Source organism: Roseovarius mucosus (genome assembly GCF_002080415.1).
Lineage (GTDB): Bacteria > Pseudomonadota > Alphaproteobacteria > Rhodobacterales > Rhodobacteraceae > Roseovarius > Roseovarius mucosus_A.
Map to the genome: position 1 here is coordinate 2,535,132 of NZ_CP020474.1, position 22,561 is coordinate 2,557,692.

Annotated in this window: 27 protein-coding genes; 17 read left to right on the plus strand and 10 right to left on the minus strand. The window is 62.9% G+C overall.

The genetic code is table 11. From position 1 onward, the window contains the following. Window positions 1-17: 17 nt before the first annotated feature. The 3 genes from ROSMUCSMR3_RS12165 to ROSMUCSMR3_RS12175 form a co-directional block, all read right to left on the minus strand. A complete protein-coding gene (locus ROSMUCSMR3_RS12165; protein ID WP_008279535.1) occupies window positions 18-446 on the minus strand; it encodes a pentapeptide repeat-containing protein in 429 nt (142 codons plus the stop codon). 72 nt (window positions 447-518) lie between these two features. Then, entirely contained in the window at window positions 519-908 is a 390-nt protein-coding gene (locus ROSMUCSMR3_RS12170) for a DUF4168 domain-containing protein (protein ID WP_008279533.1), read from the minus strand. A 113-nt stretch (window positions 909-1,021) separates the two neighbouring features. Beyond that, entirely contained in the window at window positions 1,022-1,630 is a 609-nt protein-coding gene (locus ROSMUCSMR3_RS12175; RefSeq protein ID WP_008279532.1) for a (d)CMP kinase, read from the minus strand. A 98-nt stretch (window positions 1,631-1,728) separates the two neighbouring features. On the opposite strand from ROSMUCSMR3_RS12175, the gene ROSMUCSMR3_RS12180 reads away from it, so the two are divergent. From ROSMUCSMR3_RS12180 to arsC, 3 genes are read left to right on the plus strand one after another with little or no spacing between them, the layout of a single operon-like run. Next, window positions 1,729-2,067 (plus strand): DUF952 domain-containing protein, encoded by a 339-nt coding sequence (locus ROSMUCSMR3_RS12180; RefSeq protein ID WP_008279531.1) that lies wholly within the window; start codon window positions 1,729-1,731, stop codon window positions 2,065-2,067. Beyond that, the gene (locus tag ROSMUCSMR3_RS12185; protein WP_081507471.1) at window positions 2,064-3,122 is read left to right on the plus strand and encodes a quinone-dependent dihydroorotate dehydrogenase; all 1,059 of its coding nucleotides are present in this window, start codon (window positions 2,064-2,066) and stop codon (window positions 3,120-3,122) included. Before ROSMUCSMR3_RS12180 ends, ROSMUCSMR3_RS12185 begins: the two co-directional genes overlap by 4 nt. Further along, on the plus strand, window positions 3,113-3,460 hold the full coding sequence (arsC, locus tag ROSMUCSMR3_RS12190; protein WP_198385519.1) for an arsenate reductase (glutaredoxin): 348 nt from the start codon (window positions 3,113-3,115) through the stop codon (window positions 3,458-3,460). Before ROSMUCSMR3_RS12185 ends, arsC begins: the two co-directional genes overlap by 10 nt. A 206-nt stretch (window positions 3,461-3,666) precedes the next feature. Here the strand turns inward: arsC and ROSMUCSMR3_RS12195 are convergent, their stop codons facing one another. The 4 genes from ROSMUCSMR3_RS12195 to ROSMUCSMR3_RS12210 form a co-directional block, all read right to left on the minus strand. Next, window positions 3,667-5,040, minus strand: a complete 1,374-nt coding sequence (locus tag ROSMUCSMR3_RS12195; protein WP_037296801.1) for an L-serine ammonia-lyase — start codon at window positions 5,038-5,040, stop codon at window positions 3,667-3,669. Window positions 5,041-5,139: 99 nt separating this feature from the next. After that, the gene (locus ROSMUCSMR3_RS12200) at window positions 5,140-5,835 is read right to left on the minus strand and encodes a glutathione S-transferase family protein (RefSeq protein WP_081507472.1); all 696 of its coding nucleotides are present in this window, start codon (window positions 5,833-5,835) and stop codon (window positions 5,140-5,142) included. Window positions 5,836-5,888: 53 nt separating this feature from the next. Next, window positions 5,889-6,203 (minus strand): DUF1244 domain-containing protein, encoded by a 315-nt coding sequence (locus tag ROSMUCSMR3_RS12205; protein WP_081507473.1) that lies wholly within the window; start codon window positions 6,201-6,203, stop codon window positions 5,889-5,891. 23 nt (window positions 6,204-6,226) lie between these two features. Then, window positions 6,227-6,988 carry an N-formylglutamate amidohydrolase gene (locus ROSMUCSMR3_RS12210; RefSeq protein WP_087148875.1) on the minus strand — a complete coding sequence of 254 codons (762 nt, stop codon included), beginning with the start codon at window positions 6,986-6,988 and terminating at the stop codon, window positions 6,227-6,229. Window positions 6,989-7,094: 106 nt separating this feature from the next. Here ROSMUCSMR3_RS12210 and pyk point away from each other — a divergent pair, with 106 nt between their 5' ends. The 4 genes from pyk (at window position 7,095) to rplT (ending at window position 9,523) form a co-directional block, all read left to right on the plus strand. Continuing rightward, the gene (pyk, locus tag ROSMUCSMR3_RS12215) at window positions 7,095-8,540 is read left to right on the plus strand and encodes a pyruvate kinase (RefSeq protein ID WP_081507474.1); all 1,446 of its coding nucleotides are present in this window, start codon (window positions 7,095-7,097) and stop codon (window positions 8,538-8,540) included. 41 nt (window positions 8,541-8,581) lie between these two features. Beyond that, entirely contained in the window at window positions 8,582-8,806 is a 225-nt protein-coding gene (locus ROSMUCSMR3_RS12220; RefSeq protein WP_008279523.1) for a hypothetical protein, read from the plus strand. Between the two features lie 136 nt (window positions 8,807-8,942). Continuing rightward, window positions 8,943-9,143 carry a 50S ribosomal protein L35 gene (gene rpmI / locus ROSMUCSMR3_RS12225; RefSeq protein ID WP_008279522.1) on the plus strand — a complete coding sequence of 67 codons (201 nt, stop codon included), beginning with the start codon at window positions 8,943-8,945 and terminating at the stop codon, window positions 9,141-9,143. A gap of 14 nt (window positions 9,144-9,157) precedes the next feature. Further along, a complete protein-coding gene (rplT, locus tag ROSMUCSMR3_RS12230; RefSeq protein WP_081507475.1) occupies window positions 9,158-9,523 on the plus strand; it encodes a 50S ribosomal protein L20 in 366 nt (121 codons plus the stop codon). Between the two features lie 55 nt (window positions 9,524-9,578). Here the strand turns inward: rplT and ROSMUCSMR3_RS12235 are convergent, their stop codons facing one another. Together ROSMUCSMR3_RS12235 and ROSMUCSMR3_RS12240 are read right to left on the minus strand one after the other, a co-directional pair. Continuing rightward, window positions 9,579-10,775: a class I SAM-dependent methyltransferase gene (locus ROSMUCSMR3_RS12235; RefSeq protein ID WP_081507476.1), complete on the minus strand. Its 1,197-nt coding sequence runs from the start codon at window positions 10,773-10,775 to the stop codon at window positions 9,579-9,581. Between the two features lie 50 nt (window positions 10,776-10,825). Further along, entirely contained in the window at window positions 10,826-12,763 is a 1,938-nt protein-coding gene (locus ROSMUCSMR3_RS12240; RefSeq protein WP_081507477.1) for an AsmA family protein, read from the minus strand. A gap of 111 nt (window positions 12,764-12,874) precedes the next feature. On the opposite strand from ROSMUCSMR3_RS12240, the gene rimO reads away from it, so the two are divergent. The 5 genes from rimO to ROSMUCSMR3_RS12260 all read left to right on the plus strand — a co-directional run bounded on the left by rimO (window position 12,875) and on the right by ROSMUCSMR3_RS12260 (window position 17,010). Continuing rightward, entirely contained in the window at window positions 12,875-14,251 is a 1,377-nt protein-coding gene (rimO, locus tag ROSMUCSMR3_RS12245; RefSeq protein WP_081507478.1) for a 30S ribosomal protein S12 methylthiotransferase RimO, read from the plus strand. 110 nt (window positions 14,252-14,361) lie between these two features. Further along, a complete protein-coding gene (locus ROSMUCSMR3_RS21575) occupies window positions 14,362-14,565 on the plus strand; it encodes a hypothetical protein (protein WP_151977135.1) in 204 nt (67 codons plus the stop codon). A gap of 6 nt (window positions 14,566-14,571) precedes the next feature. Then, a complete protein-coding gene (locus ROSMUCSMR3_RS12250) occupies window positions 14,572-15,048 on the plus strand; it encodes a hypothetical protein (protein WP_008279517.1) in 477 nt (158 codons plus the stop codon). Window positions 15,049-15,309: 261 nt separating this feature from the next. Continuing rightward, entirely contained in the window at window positions 15,310-15,687 is a 378-nt protein-coding gene (locus tag ROSMUCSMR3_RS12255; RefSeq protein WP_008279516.1) for a thiol-disulfide oxidoreductase DCC family protein, read from the plus strand. A gap of 63 nt (window positions 15,688-15,750) precedes the next feature. After that, window positions 15,751-17,010 (plus strand): glycerate kinase type-2 family protein, encoded by a 1,260-nt coding sequence (locus ROSMUCSMR3_RS12260; protein ID WP_081507479.1) that lies wholly within the window; start codon window positions 15,751-15,753, stop codon window positions 17,008-17,010. 127 nt (window positions 17,011-17,137) lie between these two features. On the opposite strand, the gene ROSMUCSMR3_RS12265 is transcribed toward ROSMUCSMR3_RS12260, so the two are convergent. After that, window positions 17,138-18,022 carry a LysR family transcriptional regulator gene (locus tag ROSMUCSMR3_RS12265; RefSeq protein WP_008279514.1) on the minus strand — a complete coding sequence of 295 codons (885 nt, stop codon included), beginning with the start codon at window positions 18,020-18,022 and terminating at the stop codon, window positions 17,138-17,140. Between the two features lie 191 nt (window positions 18,023-18,213). On the opposite strand from ROSMUCSMR3_RS12265, the gene dctP reads away from it, so the two are divergent. From dctP to ROSMUCSMR3_RS12290, 5 genes are all read left to right on the plus strand, one after another. Continuing rightward, window positions 18,214-19,203, plus strand: coding sequence for a TRAP transporter substrate-binding protein DctP (dctP, locus tag ROSMUCSMR3_RS12270; RefSeq protein WP_081507480.1), 990 nt, complete (start codon window positions 18,214-18,216; stop codon window positions 19,201-19,203). Window positions 19,204-19,265: 62 nt separating this feature from the next. Further along, window positions 19,266-19,769 (plus strand): TRAP transporter small permease, encoded by a 504-nt coding sequence (locus tag ROSMUCSMR3_RS12275; RefSeq protein ID WP_081507481.1) that lies wholly within the window; start codon window positions 19,266-19,268, stop codon window positions 19,767-19,769. A 3-nt stretch (window positions 19,770-19,772) separates the two neighbouring features. Further along, complete coding sequence (locus ROSMUCSMR3_RS12280) at window positions 19,773-21,074, plus strand: TRAP transporter large permease (protein ID WP_081507482.1); 1,302 nt, start codon at window positions 19,773-19,775, stop codon at window positions 21,072-21,074. Further along, the gene (locus tag ROSMUCSMR3_RS12285) at window positions 21,050-21,835 is read left to right on the plus strand and encodes an alpha/beta fold hydrolase (protein WP_008279508.1); all 786 of its coding nucleotides are present in this window, start codon (window positions 21,050-21,052) and stop codon (window positions 21,833-21,835) included. Before ROSMUCSMR3_RS12280 ends, ROSMUCSMR3_RS12285 begins: the two co-directional genes overlap by 25 nt. 200 nt (window positions 21,836-22,035) lie before the next feature. Then, the gene (locus ROSMUCSMR3_RS12290) at window positions 22,036-22,536 is read left to right on the plus strand and encodes a YbjN domain-containing protein (protein ID WP_008279507.1); all 501 of its coding nucleotides are present in this window, start codon (window positions 22,036-22,038) and stop codon (window positions 22,534-22,536) included. Window positions 22,537-22,561: the final 25 nt, after the last annotated feature.

Sequence of the window (22,561 nt, forward strand, 5' to 3'; positions counted from 1 at the left end):
GAGGCCGGGGCCGGTCTTTATCGGCAGGTTTCACGGCTGAGTTCGCCGTCAGGCATCACGGTGTTGCACAGGATCGCCCCGTCAAAGCGGGCGTTGGTGATGTCAGCGTCCTTGAGCCTGGCCCCGGACAGGTCCGCGCCGCGAAAGTCGGCGTCGCGCAGGGAGGCCCCAACAAAGGTTGCGGCCTTGAGCGAGGCATTGCGCAGGTTGATGCGGTCGGCGCGGGCCTCGTCCAACTGGGCAAGAAAGAGGTCGGTGGTGGAAAAATCGCTATCCTCGAGCGTGGCCCCGATGAGGTTGGCCCCGACGAAGGCCTGACCGGCAAAAGCCGCCTTTGTCAGATCGCAACCGGGGCAAGAGCCGGTGTCGCTGAGTTCGGTCGAATCGCTGAAAGTGGGGGTTGCCAATGCCATGAGGCAGGCGGCCAAGGCGAGGGGGCGGGTCATCGCATAGGTCTCCGGGGTGGTCCAGTCACAGGCTGAAAGAACCGGGGGCGGGGTGCCCCCGGTGCTCATAGGTTACTGGAGGGTTTCGTTCTGGGCTTGAACGCGCTTGATGATGCGTTGGTTCAGCGCCTGATCCTGGCTCGCGGCCTGCGCGATTTCGAGATAGCTGTCCATGGTAATGCCGTCCGTTGTCTCGATCACGTCGGTGATCTCGGCATTGGCCTCTTTAATGATGGCAGTTTGCTGATCCTCGGTTTCGGCGCTCTGGAGGAGGGGGGTGTATTTCTCGCGCACGCTGGCCACTTCGATCAGGGCGCTGGTGAAGGCGTCAAGCTGGTCCCCGGAATACTCTGCGGCCTCTTGCGCCACCGCACTCTGGGCGGTGAACACGGTCATCGGGGCCGCGGCAAGCGCCAAGGCGAGGGCGGCGGTGGATGCGGTCAGTGTCTTGTGGAAGGACATGCTGCCTCCTTTCTGGTCTGGTTCAAGTGCAACAGGATGGGCCTGTTGCACACAAACTTAAGGACCATGGCCGGGCATGCAACCGGATGGGCGGCATCTCGCCGGAAGGGGCCTCACCCTTGGGCGGCGGTCACGATGGCGATGGCGCGGGCTGTGGCCTCTTCGATGGTCATTTCGGAGGTGTCGAGCAGCACCGCGTCTTCGGCGGGTTTGAGGGGGGCGGTGGCGCGAGCGCTGTCGCGGGCGTCGCGGTCGCGCAGGTCTTGGGCCACCTCTTCGAGGGTCACGTCATGGCCCTTGCCGGTTAGTTCAACGTGGCGGCGGCGGGCGCGCTCGGCATCGGCGGCGGTGACGTAGAGTTTGACCTCGGCCTCGGGGCAGATGACGGTGCCGATGTCGCGCCCGTCTAGCACGGCCCCGCCTGCACGCCGAGCAAAGGCGCGTTGGAAGTCGAGCAGCGCTTGGCGCACCTCGGGGATGGCGGCCACACGGCTGGCGGCCTGGCTGACATCCGGGGTGCGCAGATCATCGGCGTCGAGATCCTCGGCGCGCAGGGATTGGGCGGCCTCGACCGGATCGAGCCCGGTGAGCATCCGCCGCCCGGTGGCGCGGTAGAGCAGCCCAGTGTCCAGATGAGCAAAGCCGAAATGCGCGGCCAAAGCGCGGCCAATGGTGCCTTTGCCCGCCGCTGCGGGGCCGTCGATTGCGATGGTGAATGCCATGGGCTGCCCTTTCGTGATCGGACCCTCTGACTAGCCGATTGGGGCGCGGGCCTCAAGCATCGCTTGACGTGCGCGCAGGGCCAAGGCATCACGCCTCTATGATGATATACAAGATATTGCGTGGGCCGGAATGGGCCCAACTGCGGGCGGCGGGCGAGAGTGCTGGCGCGCCGGTCGATCTGGCCGATGGCTATGTGCATTTTTCCACCGCTGAACAGGCGGCGGAAACGGCGGCCAAGCATTTTGCCGGGGCCGAGGGCCTGATGCTGGTGGCGGTTGCCGTGGACCGGCTGGGCGAGGCGCTGAAATGGGAGGTGTCGCGCGGTGGCGCGCTATTCCCGCATCTCTACCGCGAGATGCGCCTTTCGGATGTGGCCTGGGCACAGCCTTTGCCGCTGGTGGACGGCGTGCATCAGTTTCCGGCAGGTCTGGAATGAGCGGGATGGAGCGTCTTGGCCTCAGCCTTTTGCACCGGGTTGATCCGGAGCGGGCGCATGGTCTGGCGCTCCGGGCGTTGCAACTTGGATTGGTGCCCGCACCGGGGGCCTATACGAGCGCGCGGCTGCGGACCAATCTGGCGGGGCTGCGCCTGCCCAATCCGGTGGGATTGGCGGCGGGGTTTGACAAGAACGCCGAGGCGCTGGCACCGCTTGCCCGTGCCGGATTTGGATTTATCGAGGTGGGGGCGGTAACGCCGCGCGCACAGCCGGGCAACCCGCGCCCGCGCCTGTTCAGGCTGAGTGAAGACCGGGCGGTGATCAACCGATTCGGGTTCAACAATGCAGGCATGGAAGCGGCGGCGGCGCGGTTGGCGGCGCGGCCACGCGACGCGGTGATCGGTCTTAACCTTGGGGCCAACAAGGACAGCGCCGACCGGGCCGAGGATTTTGCCCGCGTGCTGGCGCATTGCGGGGCGCATCTTGATTTTGCAACGGTCAATGTTAGCAGCCCCAACACCGAGAAGCTGCGCGAGTTGCAGGGGGCGGAGGCGCTGATGGGTCTCTTGAAAGGGGTCATGGAGGCGCGCGATTGGTTGCCGCAGCCGATCCCCATTTTCCTCAAGATTGCGCCGGATCTGAGCGATGCGGAATTGAGCGAGATTGCCGATGTGGCGCGGGCCTCGGGCCTGAATGGCATCATTGCCACCAATACGACGCTGGGCCGTGAGGGGCTGATGAGTGCCGCGAAGGGTGAGGCGGGGGGGCTGTCGGGGCAGCCATTGTTCGAGAAATCAACGCGGGTATTGGCGCGGCTGTCGCAACTGACGGGCGGGGAAATGCCGCTGATTGGTGTGGGGGGGATTGCCAGCGCAGAGCAGGCCTATGCCAAGATCCGCGCCGGGGCGAGTGCCGTGCAGCTTTATTCGGCGCTGGTCTATCAGGGGATGTCTTTGGTCGCAGAGATTGCCCGGGGTCTGGAGCGGTTGTTGCAGCGGGATGGGTTTGGCAGCGTGGCAGAGGCCGTGGGCACCGGGCGGGACGCATGGCTGTGATCACCTATTGGCACAATCCGCGCTGTTCCAAATCGCGCGCTGGATTGGCGCTGTTGGAGGAGCATGGGGCAGAGGTGGTTGTGCGGCGCTATCTGGAGGATGCGCCGGCTGTGGCAGAATTGCGGGCTGTTTTGGTGCTGTTGGGCTGTGCGCCGATTGAGATGATGCGCCCCTGTGAGCCGCAGTTCAAGGCGCTGGGATTGGGGCGTGAAAGTGCGGCGGAGGATCTGCTGGCGGCGATGGTGGCGCATCCGATCCTCATTGAGCGTCCGATTGCGATCGGGGCCGCGCGTGCGGTGATCGGGCGGCCACCGGAGGCGGTGCTGGGGGTTTTGTGACTATTTGCGCCAAGCGGTGAGCCGCGCGGTCGCTGGGCCGGGGACTAGCGAAACAACGGACGTGGATGCCAGTTTATGCCAGCCAAGTCCGTGTGGCCCATCTGAATTGCGCGCCCTCTCAAAATCGCTAGGCCGCGGGACGGCCCAGCGATCCGCGCGGCACCTTCGGTGCTATTCGCGCGGGGGCTGTGGGGCGACTTACCCCTTCAACAATTCGGGATATTGACCGCGAGACCACCGAGCGAGGTTTCCTTGTATTTCTCGCTCATGTCGAGGCCGGTCTGGCGCATGGTCTCGATACAGGCGTCGAGCGGCACGAGGTGGGTGCCATCGCCGCGCAGGGCGAGGGAGGCGGCAGAGACCGCCTTGATCGCGCCCAAGCCATTGCGCTCGATGCAGGGCACCTGCACGAGGCCGCGCACCGGGTCGCAGGTCATGCCAAGGTGGTGTTCCAGCGCGATTTCGGCGGCGTTTTCAATCTGGGCGGGGGTGCCGCCCAAGACGGCGGCAAGGCCAGCCGCGCCCATGGCGGCGGCGCTGCCCACCTCGGCCTGACAGCCTGCCTCGGCGCCCGAGATGGAGGCGTTGTATTTCACCAGACCACCGATGGCGGCGGCTGTGAGCAGAAATTCTTCGATCTGGGTCTCATGCGCGCCCGGCACATGCTCGAGCCAGTATTTGATCACCGCAGGCACCACGCCAGCGGCACCGTTGGTGGGCGCGGTTACAACCTGCCCGCCAGCGGCGTTTTCCTCGTTCACTGCCATGGCATAGGCGCTCATCCAGTCGTTGATCTTGTGCGGGGCGGTGAGGTTGGTGCCGCGTTCGGCCACGAGCGCGTCGCGGATGCCCTTGGCACGGCGTTTGACCTTGAGGCCGCCGGGCAGGATGCCTTCGGCGTTGAGGCCGCGTTCGATGCAGTCGTTCATCACCTGCCAGATGCGGGCCACGCCAGAGCGCAGGTTTTCCGGGCCGCCACGGGCGATTTCGTTGGCGCGCTTCATCTGGGCGATGCTCTTGCCCGAGCGTTCGGCCATTTCCAGCATCTCGGCGGCGGATTTGAACGGGTAGGGGATGGGCGTGCCGTCGTCGGTGGCCTTGCCTGCGGCCAATTCCGCGTCGGTCAGCACAAAGCCGCCGCCGATGGAATAATAGGTTTCCTGCAGGATCACGTCGCCTTGGGCGTCTGTTGCCATCAGGATCATGCCATTGGCATGGCCGGGCAGGTTGGGGCCGAAATCAAAGACCAGATCTTCTTTGGGATGGAATTTGAGCGTGGGCAGGCCGGGGGGCGTGACGCTATGGCTGTCGCGGATATGCTCTAGCGTCGCCTCGGCCTTGTCATTGTCATAGGTGTCGGGAAGAAAGCCTGCGAGGCCAAGGATGGTGGCGCGGTCGGTGGCGTGGCCCACGCCGGTAAAGGCAAGGCTGCCATGCAGCGAGCCGCGCAATCCGGCATAATGGAAGGGGGAGGCGCGCATTTTGTCCAAAAAGCGCGCGGCGGCGACCATCGGCCCCATGGTATGCGAGGAGGAGGGGCCGATGCCCACCTTGAACATATCGAAGACGGATAGAAACATGTGGCGCGCTCCCTGATCGCGGGTCTTATCGCTGCTTAACCCTTGATCTACTTGTCCGAAAGCGACGCTTCAAGGGTGGCTCCTTGCCATGTGATCGGATCAGGTGGCGCTGCCCTCGGGCGGATTGCAATACTGGGGGGCTGTGAAGGGGTGGGGGCCCAGCCCTTCGGCGGTGGCCACGCGGCTTGTGGCGGGGCGGGTTTCAAGATGCGTCAAGAGCGCGTGCAGACGTGGCCAAGCGCCTGCGTCATAGCTGCCGCGCGTGCCCTCGGGATAGAGCGCGCGCCAACGCATCAGGCAGGCGAGATAGTAATCCAGCACCGAGGGGGTTTCGGGGGAGAACCAAGGGGCAGCGCGAGTTTCCAGAATATCGAGATGATCTGCAAAGCGCGCCTGCATCGTGGCGCGCAAAAGGCCCTGTGCGGCGGGATCTGGCCCCACGTATTTCTCGGGATAAAAGCTTATGCGCAGGGCGGTATGGGCGGTGTTCGCAAGGAAGAACAGCCATTTGAGAAAATCGCCACGGTCGGGCGATTGCGGCGCAGGCGCAAGCCGGGCGTGCCGGTCTGCAAGCCAGAGCAGGATCGCGCCGGTTTCGAAAATAGGCCCTTCGGGTGTTTCCAGCGTGGGGATCAGCCCGCCGGGGTTGAGCGCCAGATACGCGGGGGCGGCATGGGCCTGTTTGGAGCGTTCGAGCAAGACTGTGTCATAGGGTATGCCCAATTCCTCGAGCGTCAGGCGGATGATCACCGAGGCGTTGTCGGGGGCGTAATGCAGGCGATAGGGCGTGGTCATCCTGTCCTCTTGGGCGGGGAATTTGAGTATTTAGAGAACGATGAAAGGCGGGCTCAGTCCTTGGGGTCGACGTTTTCGGCGAAGGATTTGGTGAAGGCGGTTTTTTGCTCGGCGCTGGCCTCGGTCTGGTTCTGCGCTTTCCAGTCGTCATAGGGCATGCCGTAGAAGAGTTCGCGGGCGGCGTCTTTGGACATCTCGATGCCGCGATCATTGGCGGCCTCTTGCATCCAGCGGCTGAGGCAGTTGCGGCAAAATCCGGCGAGATTCATCATGTCGATGTTCTGCACATCCGCGCGTTTTTCCATCAGATGCGCACGCAGGGTGCGAAAGGCGGCGGCCTCGAGTTCAATGCGGATCTGGTCGTCCATGATCATACTCCTTGTTGGTGGGGTCAAAGGCCGGTTTGGGCGGCGACCTCTTGCAGGATGGGGGCGAGGCGAAGCGCCCAAGCGGTCTGTTGCGCGGGGGTTTCGATCAGGTCGTTGCGCAGTTCAATGAGGACATTGGGCCGCTCATAGGCGATGGCGTGGCGGGCGATGGCATCGCCGGGCAGGTGGCCGGTGTAAGGCTCATTATCGCCGACGCACAGGTCGGGCTCTTGGGCGAGGCGGGCGATGAGCGGCTTGGCCAAGCGTTGGTCGGCGGCGTAGAGCAGGCCGATATGCCAAGGGCGCGGCGGGCGTCCGCGCAGTTGCGGCGTAAAGCTGTGGACCGAGACAATGACGGTATCGGCGCGGCGTGCGGCGAGTTCGGCCAAGGCGGTGTGATAGGGGCGATAGAGCCGGTTGAGGCGGCGGTCTATATCCTCGGGTTTCGCGTGGCGATTGCCGGGAATGATCGTGCCGTCATACAGGCGCATCACGAGGGTCGGGTCATCCTCGCCCCGGTTTGGGTCGATCACGAGGCGCGAGAAATTGCTGAGGATGGCGGGGCCACCCAAGGCCTCGGCAAGCGCGCGCGTCACACCGGCGGCGCCCACATCATAGGCGATATGGCGGGCCATATCCTGAGGGGCTACGCCAAGACAGCCGCCGTTGACGAAGTCCGGTACGCAATTGCTGGCGTGATCGCAGGTCACGAGCCAGCGTTCGGGGCGGTCCTGGCCGACAATCTGAAAGGGGTGATACATCATTGGCTTGGTTTTTCCTGTCATCGTCCTTTAGAACAGTTGCGGGATAATGTGAATTGCGCGATAAGGCGCAAAAGGGGGATGTTAGCGTTAACATAACCCGTGATGTCAAAGATGAAGGACGCATGAGATGAGACGCAACCGCAATGTGAAGATCGTGGCCACGCTGGGCCCGGCTTCGTCCGATTATGATACGATCCGGGCGTTGCACGAGGCGGGGGCGGATGTGTTTCGCCTCAATATGAGCCATGGCACGCAGGCCGATATTGCCGAGCGGCACCGGATCATCCGGCAGGTCGAAGAGGATCTGGACAGCCCGATTGCGATCCTGGGGGATTTGCAGGGGCCAAAGCTGCGGGTTGGGGTGTTTGCCAAGGGCGAAGAGGATCTGGTTGCCGGGGCGGCGTTCCGGCTTGACCTGGACGAAGCAGAGGGGGATGCGACCCGTGTCTGCCTGCCGCATCCCGAGATTTTCGCGGCGCTGGAACCGGGGGCGAACCTGCTGGTGAATGATGGCAAGATCCGCCTGCGCGTGACCGCGTGCGGACCCGAGTTTGCCGATTGCGAGGTGATTGCCGGGGGCACGATTTCGAATCGTAAGGGCGTGAATGTGCCTGATGTGGTGCTGCCCTTGGCGGCGCTGTCGGAAAAGGATCTGTCGGATCTGGAATTCATCTGCGAGTTGGGCGTGGACTGGCTGGCGCTGAGTTTCGTGCAGCGCCCCGAAGATGTGACCGAGGCGCGTGAATTGGTCCGCGGCCGGGCCGCGATCATGTCAAAAATCGAAAAGCCGGCAGGGGTGAAGCGGTTTGACGAAATCCTCGCGGTCAGCGACGGGATCATGGTGGCGCGGGGCGATCTGGGCGTGGAATTGCCGGTGCAGAACGTGCCGCCGATCCAGAAACGGTTGATCCGGCGCTGCCGGGCTGCGGCCAAGCCGGTGATCGTGGCGACGCAGATGCTCGAGTCGATGATCGACAGCCCGATGCCGACGCGCGCCGAAGTGTCGGACGTGGCCACGGCGATTTACGAAGGATCGGATGCGATCATGCTTTCGGCGGAATCGGCGGCGGGGCATTACCCTGTCGAGGCGGTGCGCACGATGGACAATGTGGCGATCGAGGTTGAGAGCGATCCGACCTATCGCGAGGTGATCGAGGCCAGTCGGCGTGTGAACCGGCAGAGTGTGGCGGACGGGATCGTTGCCGCCGCGCGCGAGATTGCCGAGACCGCCGATATCAAGGTGATTTGTTGCTATACCGAATCCGGGACCACCGCACTCTTGACTGCGCGCGAGCGTCCGCGCGTGCCGATTCTGGCGCTGACCAGCCTTTTGGGCACGGCGCGGCGGCTGGCGTTGACCTGGGGTGTGACCTGCGTCATGACCGGCGAATTGACGCGATTCAAGATGGCGGTGATCAATGCCGCGCGGGCGGCGCGGGCGCATGGCTATGCGACCGAGAGCGATCAGATCGTGGTCACGGCGGGCGTGCCCTTTAACATACCGGGCACGACCAATATCCTGCGCGTCGCCCCTTGTCAGGAAAGTTTGATTTACGCGACCGATCCGGGTTAAACTTGGACTGTTGAGTTCAAGGTATTTCCCGGAGGTATGTGATGGACCCTGATCTGGCGATGGCCATTGGAATGGTGTTGGGGGTGTTTTCCATACCTTCGATCATTTCCGCCTTTTCCGAGGGACATCCGCCGCGTGTGGCGACGTTTACGCTTATGGCATCGGGGGGGCTGATGGTCTGGGCGATCAGCACCAAGCCGGGTGGCTACAGCTTTGGTGATCTGCCCGAAGTGTTGGTGCGGGTGATTGCGCGCTACGTGAGTTGAGGCGCGCAAACTCTACCTGCCAAACCCTCTTGAACAATTGAGCGGTGCCGCGTATACGGCGCGCTCATCCCGCAGGACCGGCCAGATGTGGCATGCCGAGTCGTGCGGTTCTACCGACCTAATAGAGGAGCCGGAAATGCCCAAGATGAAGACCAAGTCGAGCTGCAAAAAGCGGTTCAAAGTGACGGCCTCGGGCCGCGTGGTGGCCGCACAGGCCGGCAAGCGCCATGGCATGATCAAACGCAGCAATAAATTCCTTCGTAACGCTCGCGGTACGACCACGTTGTCAAAGGCTGATGAAGGTATCATCAAGCCAATGATGCCCTACGCGCGCTAAGGAGGATTTAGGATATGTCACGCGTCAAAGGTGGGGTAGTTACCCACGCCCGTCACAAGAAAGTCATCAAGGCCGCCAAAGGTTACTATGGCCGCCGCAAGAACACCTTCAAGGTGGCCGCGCAGGCCGTCGACAAGGCCAACCAATACGCGACCCGCGACCGCAAGAACCGCAAGCGCAATTTCCGCGCGCTGTGGATTCAGCGGATCAACGCGGCTGTGCGCGCGCATGATGGATCGCTGACCTACTCGCGCTTCATCAACGGTCTGGCATTGGCCGGGGTCGAAGTGGACCGTAAGGTTCTGGCCGATCTGGCCGTGCATGAGCCCGCCGCTTTCGGGGCCATCGTCGAGCAAGCCAAGGGTGCGCTGGCCGCCTGAGCCGGTTCACATCGTGATTGAAACCGCCGTCCGGTTGGCCCGGGCGGCGGTTTTTTCATGTGCGCAGGATGCCGGAATAGAGCAGAAGGCCGTGATCGGCCAAGTCGCGCTCGATCCGCGCCCAGAGGCTGCCAAAGGCAATGGGATCGGTGCCGGTTGCCTGAGCAATTTCTGAGAGGCTGCGCCGCCCGTCGATGGCGGCAAGAAGGGGGGCGGCGTGTTTTGGCAGGCTGAGCCGCGCCTCGATGCCGTTGAAGCTGAGTTTGGGCGTCTGGCCTTGGGCGATGGCACGCGCGAGATCCGGGGCGCGCAGGCCCTTGAGATGCGGGATCAGCGCGCGGTCTTGGCCCCTTGCAGGGCTGCGCGCCTCGCTCGCGCGGGTGGCATAGCCCACATGGGTTTTGATCGTGCCGCGCAGTTTTTCGGCCAAAGCCATGCGCGCGGTGGCGCTCAGGTGATCGGGCGCGGTGGTGATGCGGCTGAGGTCATAGAGCACCGGTAGAGCAAAGCCTGAGAGCGCCCAGCCGGTTTGATCGAGTGTCTCCACCAGTGTTGTCACATCAAAGGCGCGGTCCTGCGAATGCAGAAGCAGATCGTAAAAGCCTGCGTCGCTGTCCTTGTGATCGCCAAGGTTGGGGTTTGATCGGAAGGGATGCCCCTCGGGCAGGGTGGCCACCACCTCTTTGGCGGCCTTCAGCCGTGCCTCGGGCGGCAGGCCCGCATAGAGCGCGCCGAATGCCTCTTGCAGCGGGTAGACGCCCGCGCGCCCATAGGGGGCATAGACCATGAACCCCAAGCCGCCGCCGGGCGCCAGCGCCGCCAGAAGTGCTGCAAACCCTGCCGCCGGGTCGGGCAGGTGATGCAGCACGCCGCAGCAGTCGATATAGTCGAATTCTCCGAGGGTTGCGGCCTCTAGCAGGCTGCCGGTGACAAAGCGCAGGCCACTCAAGCCACGCACGCGGGCGCGCTCTTCGGCAATGGCGCGCGAGGCGGTTGAGAGATCGAGATAGGTGATTTCGGCGGCGCGACCTGCGTTTTTCAGTTGCTGCGCCAGTTGGATCAGCCCGTCGCCGGTGCCGCCGCCTGCCACCAAGGCGCGCAACGGTTTGCGCCAATCGCGCCGCCCCTGAAACAGGAAATGGTCAATTTCCAGCACATGCGAGGGCGAGCCGGTGATCAGGCGCTTGGCCTCATCCGCCGGATCGCGGGCGGGATAGGGGAAGGCTTCGTATTGCGCCTTGACCTCACTCATGGGCGCGGCCCCCGTTCTTCTTGGCAAAAATACTCAATTCTGCGCGCGCCTCATTCGAAGAGCTTGCGCAATTGACGCGCGGCCTTATCCTCGATCTTTTGACGCAAGGCATCTTCAAGGTTCTGGCCCTCTTGCGGGGCGAGGTCGAGGCGTTCTTGCAGTTCGCGTTCCAGCCGGTCCTTGGCCTCTTGCTCCAGCTTGTCGCGCTCGGCCTTGAGGTTCATACGCACCGCCTTTTCCAGATCCGGTTTGATGCGCGGATTGGCCCAAGGCCCCTCGATCCGCACCGGGATGGCAAGGCCGCGCGTGTTCTCGCCCTCGAGCAGGACGGGGGTAAAGAGATAGTCGATATCGCGCGCGCCAAGCCCGATACGCCCTTGGCCCGAGGCGCGGGCGAGCGGCAATTTCATGGCGAGGTCTTGGTTGATGAGATTACCGTCCGCCATCGTAAAGCTGGCGGTCATGGCGTCAAAGATCGTGGTGCCGCCCGTCACATCGCCCGCGCGCATAAGCCGGTCAAGGTCGATGCCCGAGATCACGCCGCGCCCGGTGCGCAAGCTGCCCTTGCCCGAAAGCGAGCGCATGATCGCATCCACCGAATTGCCAACGCCCAGAAACTCTACCTCGCCGTTGCCGGCAGCGGCAAAGCGGGTGATGCCTGCGGCATCGGTCAAGAACCGTTCGAGGTTGAGGTCGCTCACATTGAGCGTGCCCCCGACCGAAAGGCCAGAGCGGTTATTGGCCACGAATTGCCCGGTGATGAGCCCGTCATAGGCGCGCAATTCGCGCAATTCGAACACGGCGCGGGCGCGGTCCAGTGTCATCAGGCTGCGGGTCTTGCCCAGTTTCAGATCGCCCAGATTGACGCTATCGGCGACGAGGGCGATTTCGCCATTGGCGAGGGCAAGGGCGCTGGCGTCAATCGGGCTGGTGGACCAGCCGCTGTCGGGGCTGGCCGATCCAGTGCTGTCGGCCCCGGCAAAGCGTGAGAGGTCAAGCGCGCCTGCGTTGATCTGGGCGTTGATGCGTGGCACGTCACCGCCAAGCGCAATATCGGCGGCCCCGGCAATGGCATTGCCGCCGAGGTTCAGCGTTAGATTGCGCAGCGAGAGATCGAGCGCATCAGTGAGGGTGAGATCCGTGCCGCCCTTGATGCTGGCCCCAAGGCTGGGGGGCAATTCCAGCCGGTCAAGGCCAAGGGCCGCCAGAAAGGCATCGGTATCGCCAAGGTCAATGTCGAGCCGCCCCTGGAGTTGCGGTTGTGCCCCGCCGCGCCCGGCAAACCCCACGCTGCCCCCCGGCCCCGATAGCCGTGCCGAGAGGCCGGTGACAGCCCCGTCGATGAATTGCCCCACCTGATCGAGATGGCCCGCGAGGGTGACGGGGGCGCTGCCCTGACGCAGCACCGCCTCAAAGGTGGCGGTGCCATCGTAATCAGGCCAGCGCAGGTCGAAATCCAAGTTCGAGAAGGCCTGCACCGTGCCCGTGGCGTGATCGGTATAGCTGAGGCTGGCACCGGTGATGAGCGCGCGGTCAAGCGTGAGCGCGAGGCGGTTGGAGGTGGCAAGGGGGCCATCGGATTGCCCCGAGGGGGCCACGCCCTCGACCCCCAGTTCCCAATTCACCTGCCCGTCGCGGGCGCGTTCCAGACGGATCGCGGGATTGACCGCCTCTAGCCCCGTGATGCGGATATCGCCGCCAAAGAGCGCCTGTGGTTCCACCCCGATCTTGAGGCTGTCGGCGCGCAGCATCGGGCCTGCGTCGGACCAATCGGCATTGGCGATTTCAACCGCGCCGGTGGACACGCCGAGGATGGGATAAAAGCTGATCTTGGTGTCGCCGGACATTGTGACCTGACGACCGGTTGCCTTGGTGATCTGATCGGCGGCGATGCGCGCGATCCGCTCGCCCGGCAGGAAAAAGAGCGCACCAAGGACGATGGCCAGCATGACCATGACCAGCCCCAAGGCCCGGAATATCCAGCGCATGGCATCGCCCCCTTTGCCTGCTTGTCTCGGGCATAGTCTAGGCGTGTGGCATGGGGCGGGGCAACCGCTTTTGGGCTTTGCGGGCGGGCGGGGGCAAGCTATATCGCGCCCATGGCTCAGAACCCTCCCACCCTCCGCCCCGATCTTGCGCCGCGTGCGCGTTTGACTGACACGCCCCGCGCAGGCCAGCCGACCATCGGCATGGTCAGCCTTGGCTGTCCCAAGGCGCTGGTGGACAGTGAGCGGATTTTGACGCGGTTGCGCGCCGAGGGCTATGGCATTTCGCCCGATTACACCGGGGCGGATGCCGTGATCGTCAATACCTGCGGGTTTCTTGATAGCGCCAAGGCCGAAAGCCTTGAGGCGATTGGCGAGGCGTTGGCCGAGAATGGCCGGGTGATTGTGACGGGCTGCTTGGGGGCAGAGCCCGAGTATATCACCGGGGTGCATCCGCGCGTGCTGGCTGTGACCGGCCCGCATCAATATGAGCAGGTGTTGGATGCCGTGCATCTGGCGGTGCCGCCCAGCCCTGATCCTTTCATTGATCTTTTGCCTGCCTCTGGTGTCAGCCTGACGCCGCGGCATTACAGCTATCTCAAGATTTCCGAGGGCTGTAACCACAAGTGCAAATTCTGCATCATCCCCGATATGCGCGGCAAATTGCAGAGCCGCCCGGCCCATGCGGTGATCCGAGAGGCGGCCAAGCTGGTGGAGAGCGGCGTCAAGGAACTTTTGGTGATTTCGCAGGATACCTCGGCCTATGGCGTTGATATCCGCCACGCCGAAGAGCGGGGGCACCGGGCGCATATCACCGATCTGGCGCGGGATCTGGGGGGATTGGGCGCATGGGTGCGGTTGCATTATGTCTATCCCTACCCGCATGTGCGCGATCTCATTCCGCTGATGGCCGAAGGGCTGGTGCTGCCGTATCTGGATATTCCGTTCCAGCATGCCCATCCCGAGGTGCTGCGGCGCATGGCGCGGCCTGCGGCGGCGGCCAAGACATTGGACGAAATCGCGGCATGGCGGCGGGACTGCCCCGAAATTGCGCTGCGCTCGACCTTTATCGTGGGCTATCCGGGCGAGACCGAGGCGGAGTTTCAGACGCTTCTGGACTGGTTGGATGAGGCGCAGTTGGACCGGGTGGGCTGTTTTCAATATGAGAACGTCGCCGGCGCCCGGTCAAATGCCTTGCCCGATCATGTGGCGGCTGAGGTCAAGCAAGAGCGCTGGGATCGGTTCATGGCCAAAGCGCAGGCGATTTCCGAGGCCAAGCTGGCGGCCAAGGTGGGGCAGCGTATGGAGGTGATCGTGGACGAGATCGACGCCGACGGCATCGCCACCTGCCGCACCAAGGCGGATGCGCCGGAGATCGACGGGAACCTGTTTATTGATGAGGGGACAGAGGGGGTGTCGGTCGGGGATATCGTTTCGGTCGTGGTCGATGAGGCGGGGGAGTATGATTTGTGGGGGCGGTTGGGGGAGTAGGGAGCCTGAGGGTAGGCAGTTCTGGGATATTCTTTTCGGCAATTAAGTGTTTGATAATAATTCAAGTGTAATCATGTAATTCAGACGCTACATTATCTACATGAGCATCCATGATGGGCAGTTTCAAAATGAAAAAGCGACAATCAGATACTCCCGTTTTCCGCGTTCAAAAAACTGGTCATGCGACAGATGGCACATTCGTTCGTAGGACGGCGCCGTCAGGTAAAATCGTCGTTTCAATGAGCAAGCGGAGTTATGCATCAGCTAAAAGGGCGGCAGCTTCTGCTTTTAGCAAAGCCAAGCAGCCTGCATGATACCTTATGTCATTCAAGAACAAGGTCTTTGACCTGCTCACTCAGGATGGTGAGGATGACATTGAAGCTCTTGCGGCTTATGGGCTGTATAAGCGTCATAAGCGGATGTGGGCCAAGGACTTCGAGGCCGAAAATGGTAAACCACCGACTCCTGAGGATGATGCACAGTTCGCGCGTGCCGTTTGCACCACAGATCAGCTTGCAAGATACAGGAAAGACGCTCAGGATATATTGATTGCCTTCGCAAATCAGTCGATCGAAGATGCAACGCCGCAGATTGAAGTTGGGGCCATTACCACGCGAATTGAGAAAGCGGCGGCATCCATTGAGCAACAAAGCTCCTTTAAACAGCAGATCGTTTCCGGCCTGATATCAACTCTGATAACGACAGCGGCATTGATACTTTTGGCAATAGGTATTCGATTGTTCGGGATTGATGTCATAGATGGCGTGCGCGAACTGCTGCCTGTCCATTCGCCATGACAGAAGTTTGCAACCGGGTGCTGAAAAATTCGTAGCTCTATCAGGGCTGCTTCGCCAGACTGCGGCCCGCCGAGCGCGCGTCATCACCCCGCACCCTTCGCCCCCGTCATCCTCGGGCTTGACCCGAGGATCTCTTGCGAGGCTGGAGAGTCCCGCTTTCGCGGGAATGACGTGTGAAAGGGTTGTGCTCGCAAGCGCGACATTCTGCGCCTCTTCCCCTGCCTGCGTGTCACCCTACCTCCCCTCCATAGGAGGCCCGCGATGACCCAACACACCCAAGTGCTTTATAATGCCCGCTGTCCCGTCTGCCGGGCGGAGATTGCGCATTATGCGGGGTATGTGGAGGCGAAGGGATTGCCTGTGACTTTTCAGGATCTCAACGCGGGCGGGTTGGAGCAGTGGGGGATTGACCCGGATCAGGCGGCGCGGCGGTTGCATGTGCGGCAGGATGGGCGCGTGCTCTCTGGTGTCGAGGCGTTTGCGGCGCTCTGGGCTGCTTTGCCGCGCTATCGTTGGGCGGCGCGGATCGTGGCCTTGCCGGGATTGCGGCAGGTGGCCTCGCTCATTTACGAGCGGGTTCTGGCACCGCGTCTTTATGCCAAGCATCTGGCACGAGAAGCCAAGCGCGCCGCGTCCTGAGGGCTTTCGCAGGGTCGCGCCCCGCGATAGGGTGCGCGCGAGAGACGCGGAGACCCCAGAAACATGACCGATCCCCAGACCCTGTTGCGCCGCCTGTTTGACCGGGCGGTGGCCGTAGCCGACCCGATGCAAAGCCTTGCCCCCTATCTGCCCGCGCGCCCCGAGGGCCGTGTCGTGGTGATTGGCGCGGGCAAGGCGAGCGCGCGCATGGCCGAGGCGGTCGAGGCGGAATGGGGGCCGTGCGAGGGGCTGGTGATCACGCGCTATGGCTATGCGCGCCCCTGTCAGGGCATCGAGATTGTCGAGGCGGCGCATCCGGTGCCGGATGCGGCGGGGATGCGCGCCACGGCGCGGATGCTTGATCTGCTGGAGGGATTGGGCGAGGGCGATATGGTGCTGGCGCTGATCTCTGGCGGGGCGTCGTCGCTATTGGTGCAGCCTGCGGGCGAGATGACGCTGGAGGATAAGCAGGCGGTCAATGCCGCGCTTTTGGCCTCGGGCGCGCCGATTGGGCAGATGAACGTGCTGCGCAAACATCTGAGCCGGGTCAAGGGCGGGCAATTGGCGGCGGCGGCCTATCCGGCGCGGCTGCATGCGCTGCTGATTTCCGATGTGCCGGGGGATGATCCGGCGATGATCGGATCGGGGCCGACGGTGGGCGAGGGCAGCACAGGCGATGATGCGCTGAAGATCGTGGCGCGCTATGGCATTGATCTGCCCGCGTCGGCGCGGGCGGTGTTGGCCGGGCAGAGCGGCGCGGTGCCGCCGGGAGATACACGGCTGAGCCGGGTTGAGAATGTGATCTATGCCGCCCCGGTGCAATCGCTGGAGGCTGCGGCAGAGGTGGCGCGCGCCCAAGGGATCAGCGTGCAAATCCTTGGCGATGCGCTGGAGGGTGAGGCGCGCGATGTGGCGCGCGATCATGCCGCGCTGGCGCGTGAGGTGCAGGCGGGTTTGGCTCCGGGGGCGGCACCTATGCTGCTGCTGTCGGGCGGTGAGTTGACGGTGACGCGGCGGGGCGATGGTGTGGGTGGGCCCAATGCGGAATATGCGCTGGCCTTGGCGCTGGCCTTGGAGGGGGCGGCGGGCATTCACGCGCTGGCCTGTGACACCGATGGCGTTGATGGGGCCGCCGAGGTGGCGGGGGCGGTGATCGGGCCGGACACGCTGGCTGAGGCCCAATCCGCCGGGGTTGATCCCGCGCAGGCCCTGGCGATCAATGATGCGCATGGGTTTTTCGGGGCGATTGGCGGGCAGGTGGTGACAGGGCCAACGCTGACCAATGTCAACGATTTCCGCGCCATCCTGATTGCGCCTGTTTAGGTTACAGCGCCTTGCGTCTGATCGGGTGCATATCGCCTCGGCCCTCGAGCCGGTGCCTCTGCGCGGTCTCGGTGAGGTCCCGGGTCAAGCCCGGGACGGGCGGGATTTCGATGGGGCGCGACAGGCCCTAAAACTGATCCCAGATCGTGCGGCCCAGATTATCCAGCCGCTCGGGCGAGCAAAAGAGCGAGATCGTCATCGTCGCCGTCCAGTCGCGCCCGCCAAGGCGGACCAGCGTGCCGTCGGCCAGTTCCTGACGGATCGAAAACTCTGGCAGCCACGCCAGCCCAGCGCCCGCAAGCGTGCGCCGCTTCAATGCCTCGGCCAAGGCATCCATGTAACGCAGGTCGAGCGCCGGGCGGCGGTTGCCGATGGTTTGATCGACCACGGTGCCAAGGAAGGTGTTGGGATCATAGCTGAGATACGGAAGCTCTTGCCCCGCGCGCGGTGGCAGGGACCAGCCGTTGCGCGCGGCGGCCTCGTGCTGGGCCACCGGGATCAGACGCTCTTCGCAGATGTCCTTGCGCTTGAAGCGGGTCTCGTCAAGGATCGGGGCCACGTCCTGATGCCGGTAATAGAGCAGGAATTCGCAGCCGCCTTCGCTGAGCAACTGGCAGCAGGCGGTCAGGCTGTCGGAAATGACGCGCGTGCGCATTTCGGGATACTCGCGTTCCAATGCCGCCATGCGCGGTTGCAGGAAATTGACCGAAATGGCGTGTAATGCCGCAAAGCGTTGAAAGCTGGCATGGCCCCGCGCGCGTTCGCGGATTGCCTGACGGGTATCGGTGAGATCCGCCACCGTTTGTTGCGCCACTGGCAGGAATTGCCGCCCCGCCTCGGACAATTGCACCGGATAGCTGGCGCGGTCGATCAGCGGCACGCCGATCCACGCCTCGAGCGATTTGATGCGGCGGCTAAAGGCGGATTGCGTGATGTTGCGTTCCTCTGCGGCGCGGGTGAAATTCAGTGTGCGCCCCAGACAGACGAAATCGCGCAGCCAGTTGATATCCATTTCCGCCCCCTTTTTGTCGCCAGACTGCGCCAGTCGAGGTAACCATGCAAGATCGGAATAGTTTTATGAGATGTTTGAATTGGCCGACTCGTGGGGGTCTGTCCTAGCATTTCAGCCAAGACCAAAGGACGAAGACCGCAAGAACGGTCTCGCGCTGCACCAAAAAAGATGCATCCAACAAGGAGAAAGACATGAGAACTTCGTTGAAAGCACTGATTGCCACCACAGCGCTTGGGCTGACGGTGGCGATGCCTGCCATGGCCGAGACCACGATCCGGCTATCCACCTATGTGAACGAGTCCGATATCCGCTATGACGGCTTTGTGCATTTTGCCGAATTGGTCGCGGAAAAGACCGGCGGCAGCGTTGAGGTGCAGATTTTCCCATCTGCCACGCTGCATGGCTGGTCTGAGGGTGTGGATGCGGTGCAGGGCGGTGTGTCGGACATGAGCTGGATGCCTGCCGATGAGCGGTTGCCTTGTTACCGTGTGACCTCGCTCTATCCGGTGGCGGTGGATTTGGAGGGGCAGATCGAGATGGACGCTGCCTATGCCGATCTGGTGCGCGATGAGGCGGCGGCGATCAACCTCGTGCCGGTGTTCAACTCGAATTATTCCTATGATCAAGAATGGTGGTTTGAAGAGGCGATTGACGATCTGGGCAATCTTGCGGGCAAGCAGGTTCGGTCCATCGGGCCGCTGGTCAGCCTGATGATCGAGACATGGGGCGGCGCGCCGGTGTTTGTGGCCCCCAAGGAAGTTTTTCAATCCGCCGAGCGTGGTGTGGTTGATGGGATCAACATGGGGGTTGCCACCTATTCCAGTTGGAAGCTGTGGGATGTGATGCCCTATATGGTCAAGGCGAGCCTGTTTTACGGCAATATCCAATACATGATGAATAAGGAAAAGTTCGACGGCATGACCGCCGACGAACAAGCCGCTGTGATGGCTGCCGCCAAGGAAACCGAGGAATGGCTCAAGCCCCGTTATGAGGATTGGGTGGATCAGCGCGTTGGCAATGCGGTGATGAAAGGCGGCGGTGCGGCGGTGGCGATCCCCGAAGACAAGCGGATGGCGCTGATCGAGAGCGTGCAGGGCAAGTGGGACGAGACCGTTGATGCGGCCTGCGGGCCGGAATTGGCTGGCAAGATCCGCGACCTCTTTGCGCAGCACGCGCCGTGATCTGACAGGCCCCCCGCGTCATCCATGCGGGGGTCCACCTTTTTTGCACAGGGAGGCACGCCATGCAAAGCGGTCTTGACCGATGGATTGGCCATGTGGAGCGCGCGGTTATCTGGCTCGCGGGGGCGGGGGCCGTGGTGGTGCTCGTGCAGATGGTGTGGATCAGCTACGGCGTCTTTACCCGCTATGTGCTGAACGCGCCGGACCGGATGGTGACAGAGGCGACAGCGCTTTTGCTTTTCCCGGTGGCCTTTGCGGGCCTTGCCTATGCGATGCGCGAGGATGCTTATCCCAAGGTCACGATGCTGACCGATACCCTGCCCGCCGGTCTGCGCAAGGCGGTGGCGGTGTTCAATCTGTGCGTGATGTTGGGGGTGGGGCTGTTTTTCTCTTTGGCGGGCGTGAGCGCCACGATCCGGTCATTCAATTCGGGGGCGTCGTCGGAAATCCTGCTTTGGCCGCGTTATGCGTTCTGGGCACCGGGGGCCTTGGCGCTGGTGCTTTTCTCAATTTACGCGGTGCTGCGGCTGGTGCGGCTGTTGCGCACCCCGGCGGCGGAGGTCTGAACGATGGAATGGTATGAAGTCGGCCTCGGCCTTTTGGGTCTTTTGATGTTTCTGATCGCAACGGGGGTGCCGATCCCCTTTGCGCTGGCGGCGGCCTCGCTGCCGTTTCTGTGGCAAATCCAGACCTTTGAGACCTCGATCGCATCGGCAGAGTTGAAGCTCTGGGGTGTTTGGATCGACTATATCCTGCTTGCGGTGCCGCTGTTTGTGTTCTTGGGCGAGTTGATCGGCAAATCCAATATCGGCCCCAATCTCTATCAATTCCTGCATCAAGGTGTGCGCGTGCGCGGCTCTGCTGCCTATGGCTCTATCGGGGCCTGCGCGGGGTTTGGCGCGGTCTGTGGCTCGTCCATGGTCGGCGCGCTGACCATTGGCGGCGTGGCTTTGCCGGAGATGCTCCGGCTGGGCTATGGCAAGCGGCTGTCGTCTGGCGTGCTGGCGGCGGGGGGCACGCTGAGCGTGCTGTTGCCGCCATCGCTGATCCTGTTGTTTTACGGCATCGTCACCGATCAGAGCATTGGGGATCTTTTCATCGCGGGCGTTATTCCCGGATTGATCCTTGTGACCTGTTTTTCGATTGTGGTGTTGGTCTGGGGTATTTTGAAGCCGGGCGATATTCCCGACCGCGAGGATGCGGTGAAAATGGGAATCCTTCAGATTGCCGCCACTATCGCGCCCATTGGCCTGATCGGTCTAGTGATCACTGTGGCGATCTACGCCGGTATCGCCACGCCGACAGAGGCGGCGGCGGTGGCGGCGCTCTTGACCGTGATCCTCGCCTTTGGCGTGGGGGGGCTGACATGGCAGGGGTTCAAGGACTCGCTCTTTGCCACCATGCGGACCATGGGGTATCTGGGCTTGCTTCTATCGGCGGGGGTGCTTTTTGGCTTTGTGCTGACCTACTACCGCGTGCCGCAGCAATTCACCGAGCTTTTTCTGAGCTTCGATCTTTCGCCCTATGTGGTGCTGACCATTGTGTTGATCTTTTACATCGTGCTGGGGATGTTCCTTGAACCTGTCTCGATGACCTTCATCACCCTGCCCACGATCTTTCCGCTGATGGCCGCCGCCGGGTTCGACCTTATCTGGTTTGGGGTGGTCTATACGATCACCATGGAGATTGCGGTGCTCACGCCACCTGTGGGGCTCAATCTCTATGTCATCCAAGGGATTGGGCGCGGGCAGGTCAGCATTGGCGATGTGATCATTGGCTGCCTGCCGTTCATCGGGGCGCTTGTTCTCTTGATTGTCCTTCTCATCCTCATGCCGGAGATTGCGTTGTGGTTGCCCGAACAGATGCGCTGATTGCGCGCAACGGCCTTAGCTATCGGCGGGCGGGGGCGGGCACGCCGCTGGTGTTGGTGCATGGCTATCTGGGCGGGTCGGCGCAATGGCAGGCCGAGATTGCCCGCTTTTCCGACCGCTTTGATGTGATTGCCCCTGATCTGCCGGGCTATGCCGGGTCAGCGGGCCTGCCGCCTGCGAAACGTATCGCCACATTCGGCGCGGCGGTGGTCGAGCTTTTGGACGAGCTGGGGCTGGGGCAGATCACTCTTTTGGGGCATTCCATGGGCGGTATGATCGTGCAGGAAATAGCCGCCACCCATCCTGACCGGATCGCGCGGCTGATCCTCTATGGCACAGGGCCCTTGGGGGCCATGCCGGATCGGTTCGAGCCGCTCGACACCTCGCGGGCACGGATCCGCTGCGATGGTGTGGCCCAGACGATCCGGCGGATCGGGGCCACGTGGTTTCGCAAAGGGGCCGCGGCGCAGGGGTTCGAGATTGTGGCCGAACTGGGCGCGCAGGCCACCGAGGCCGCAGCGCTGGCGGGGCTTGACGCGATGAGCGATTGGGATGGGCGCGGCGCGCTTGGCCGCCTGACCATGCCGACCCTCGTGCTTTGGGGTGACGGCGATCGGTCCTATCGCTGGCCGCAGGTCGAAACCCTCTGGCAGGGGCTGCCCGATGCCGTGCTGGCCGTGGTGCCGGGCACCGCCCATGCGGTGCATCTGGAAAAGCCGAGCCTCTTTCACGCGCTGGTCGAGGATTTCGTTGGGGGGTGACACGCACTGCCCTCCCTTGCGGCACCCTCCCATTCCATCCACAATATATTGCTTCCCCCCTCAACAAATAGCTTTACAGGCGGCGCTAAACCTCGCACCATATATTGTATGGACGAGGGGAATGGCCCCCGTCCGTAGAGCAGGCACCTAGCGCTAGGGGTGCAACGCCACCCCCGCGCTACAGCAAATGAGGCGGCGCCATGGCACTTTCCGAGCAGTTCTTGCATGACGACATACACCCCATTGATATTGTTGAACATATTGCAGAGCACCATGACTGGGAGTTCGACCGCATCGGCGACGATCAGATTGCCATGGCTGTTGAAGGCCAGTGGCGCACCTATTCCTTGACCCTCGCGTGGTCCGGCTATGACGAGACCCTGCGTCTTGTCTGCACCTTCGATATGGAGCCGCCCGCCGAGAAACTGCCCGTGCTCTTTGAAATCCTCAATGAAATCAATGATGAGTGCTGGGCCGGTGCCTTTACCTGGTGGGCCGAACAGAAACTTATGGTCTATCGCTATGGCCTCGTGCTTGCCGGTGGGCAGGTGGCCAGCCCCGAGCAGATCGACACGATGCTGCATGCCGCCGTGTCGAGCGCCGAGCGCTATTACCCGGCGCTGCAACTTGCGATCTGGGGCGATCAATCGCCCCGCGATGCGATGCAGGTCGCCATTGCAGAGGCCTTCGGTCGCGCGTAACACTGTCCCCCGCAAACCACGGGAA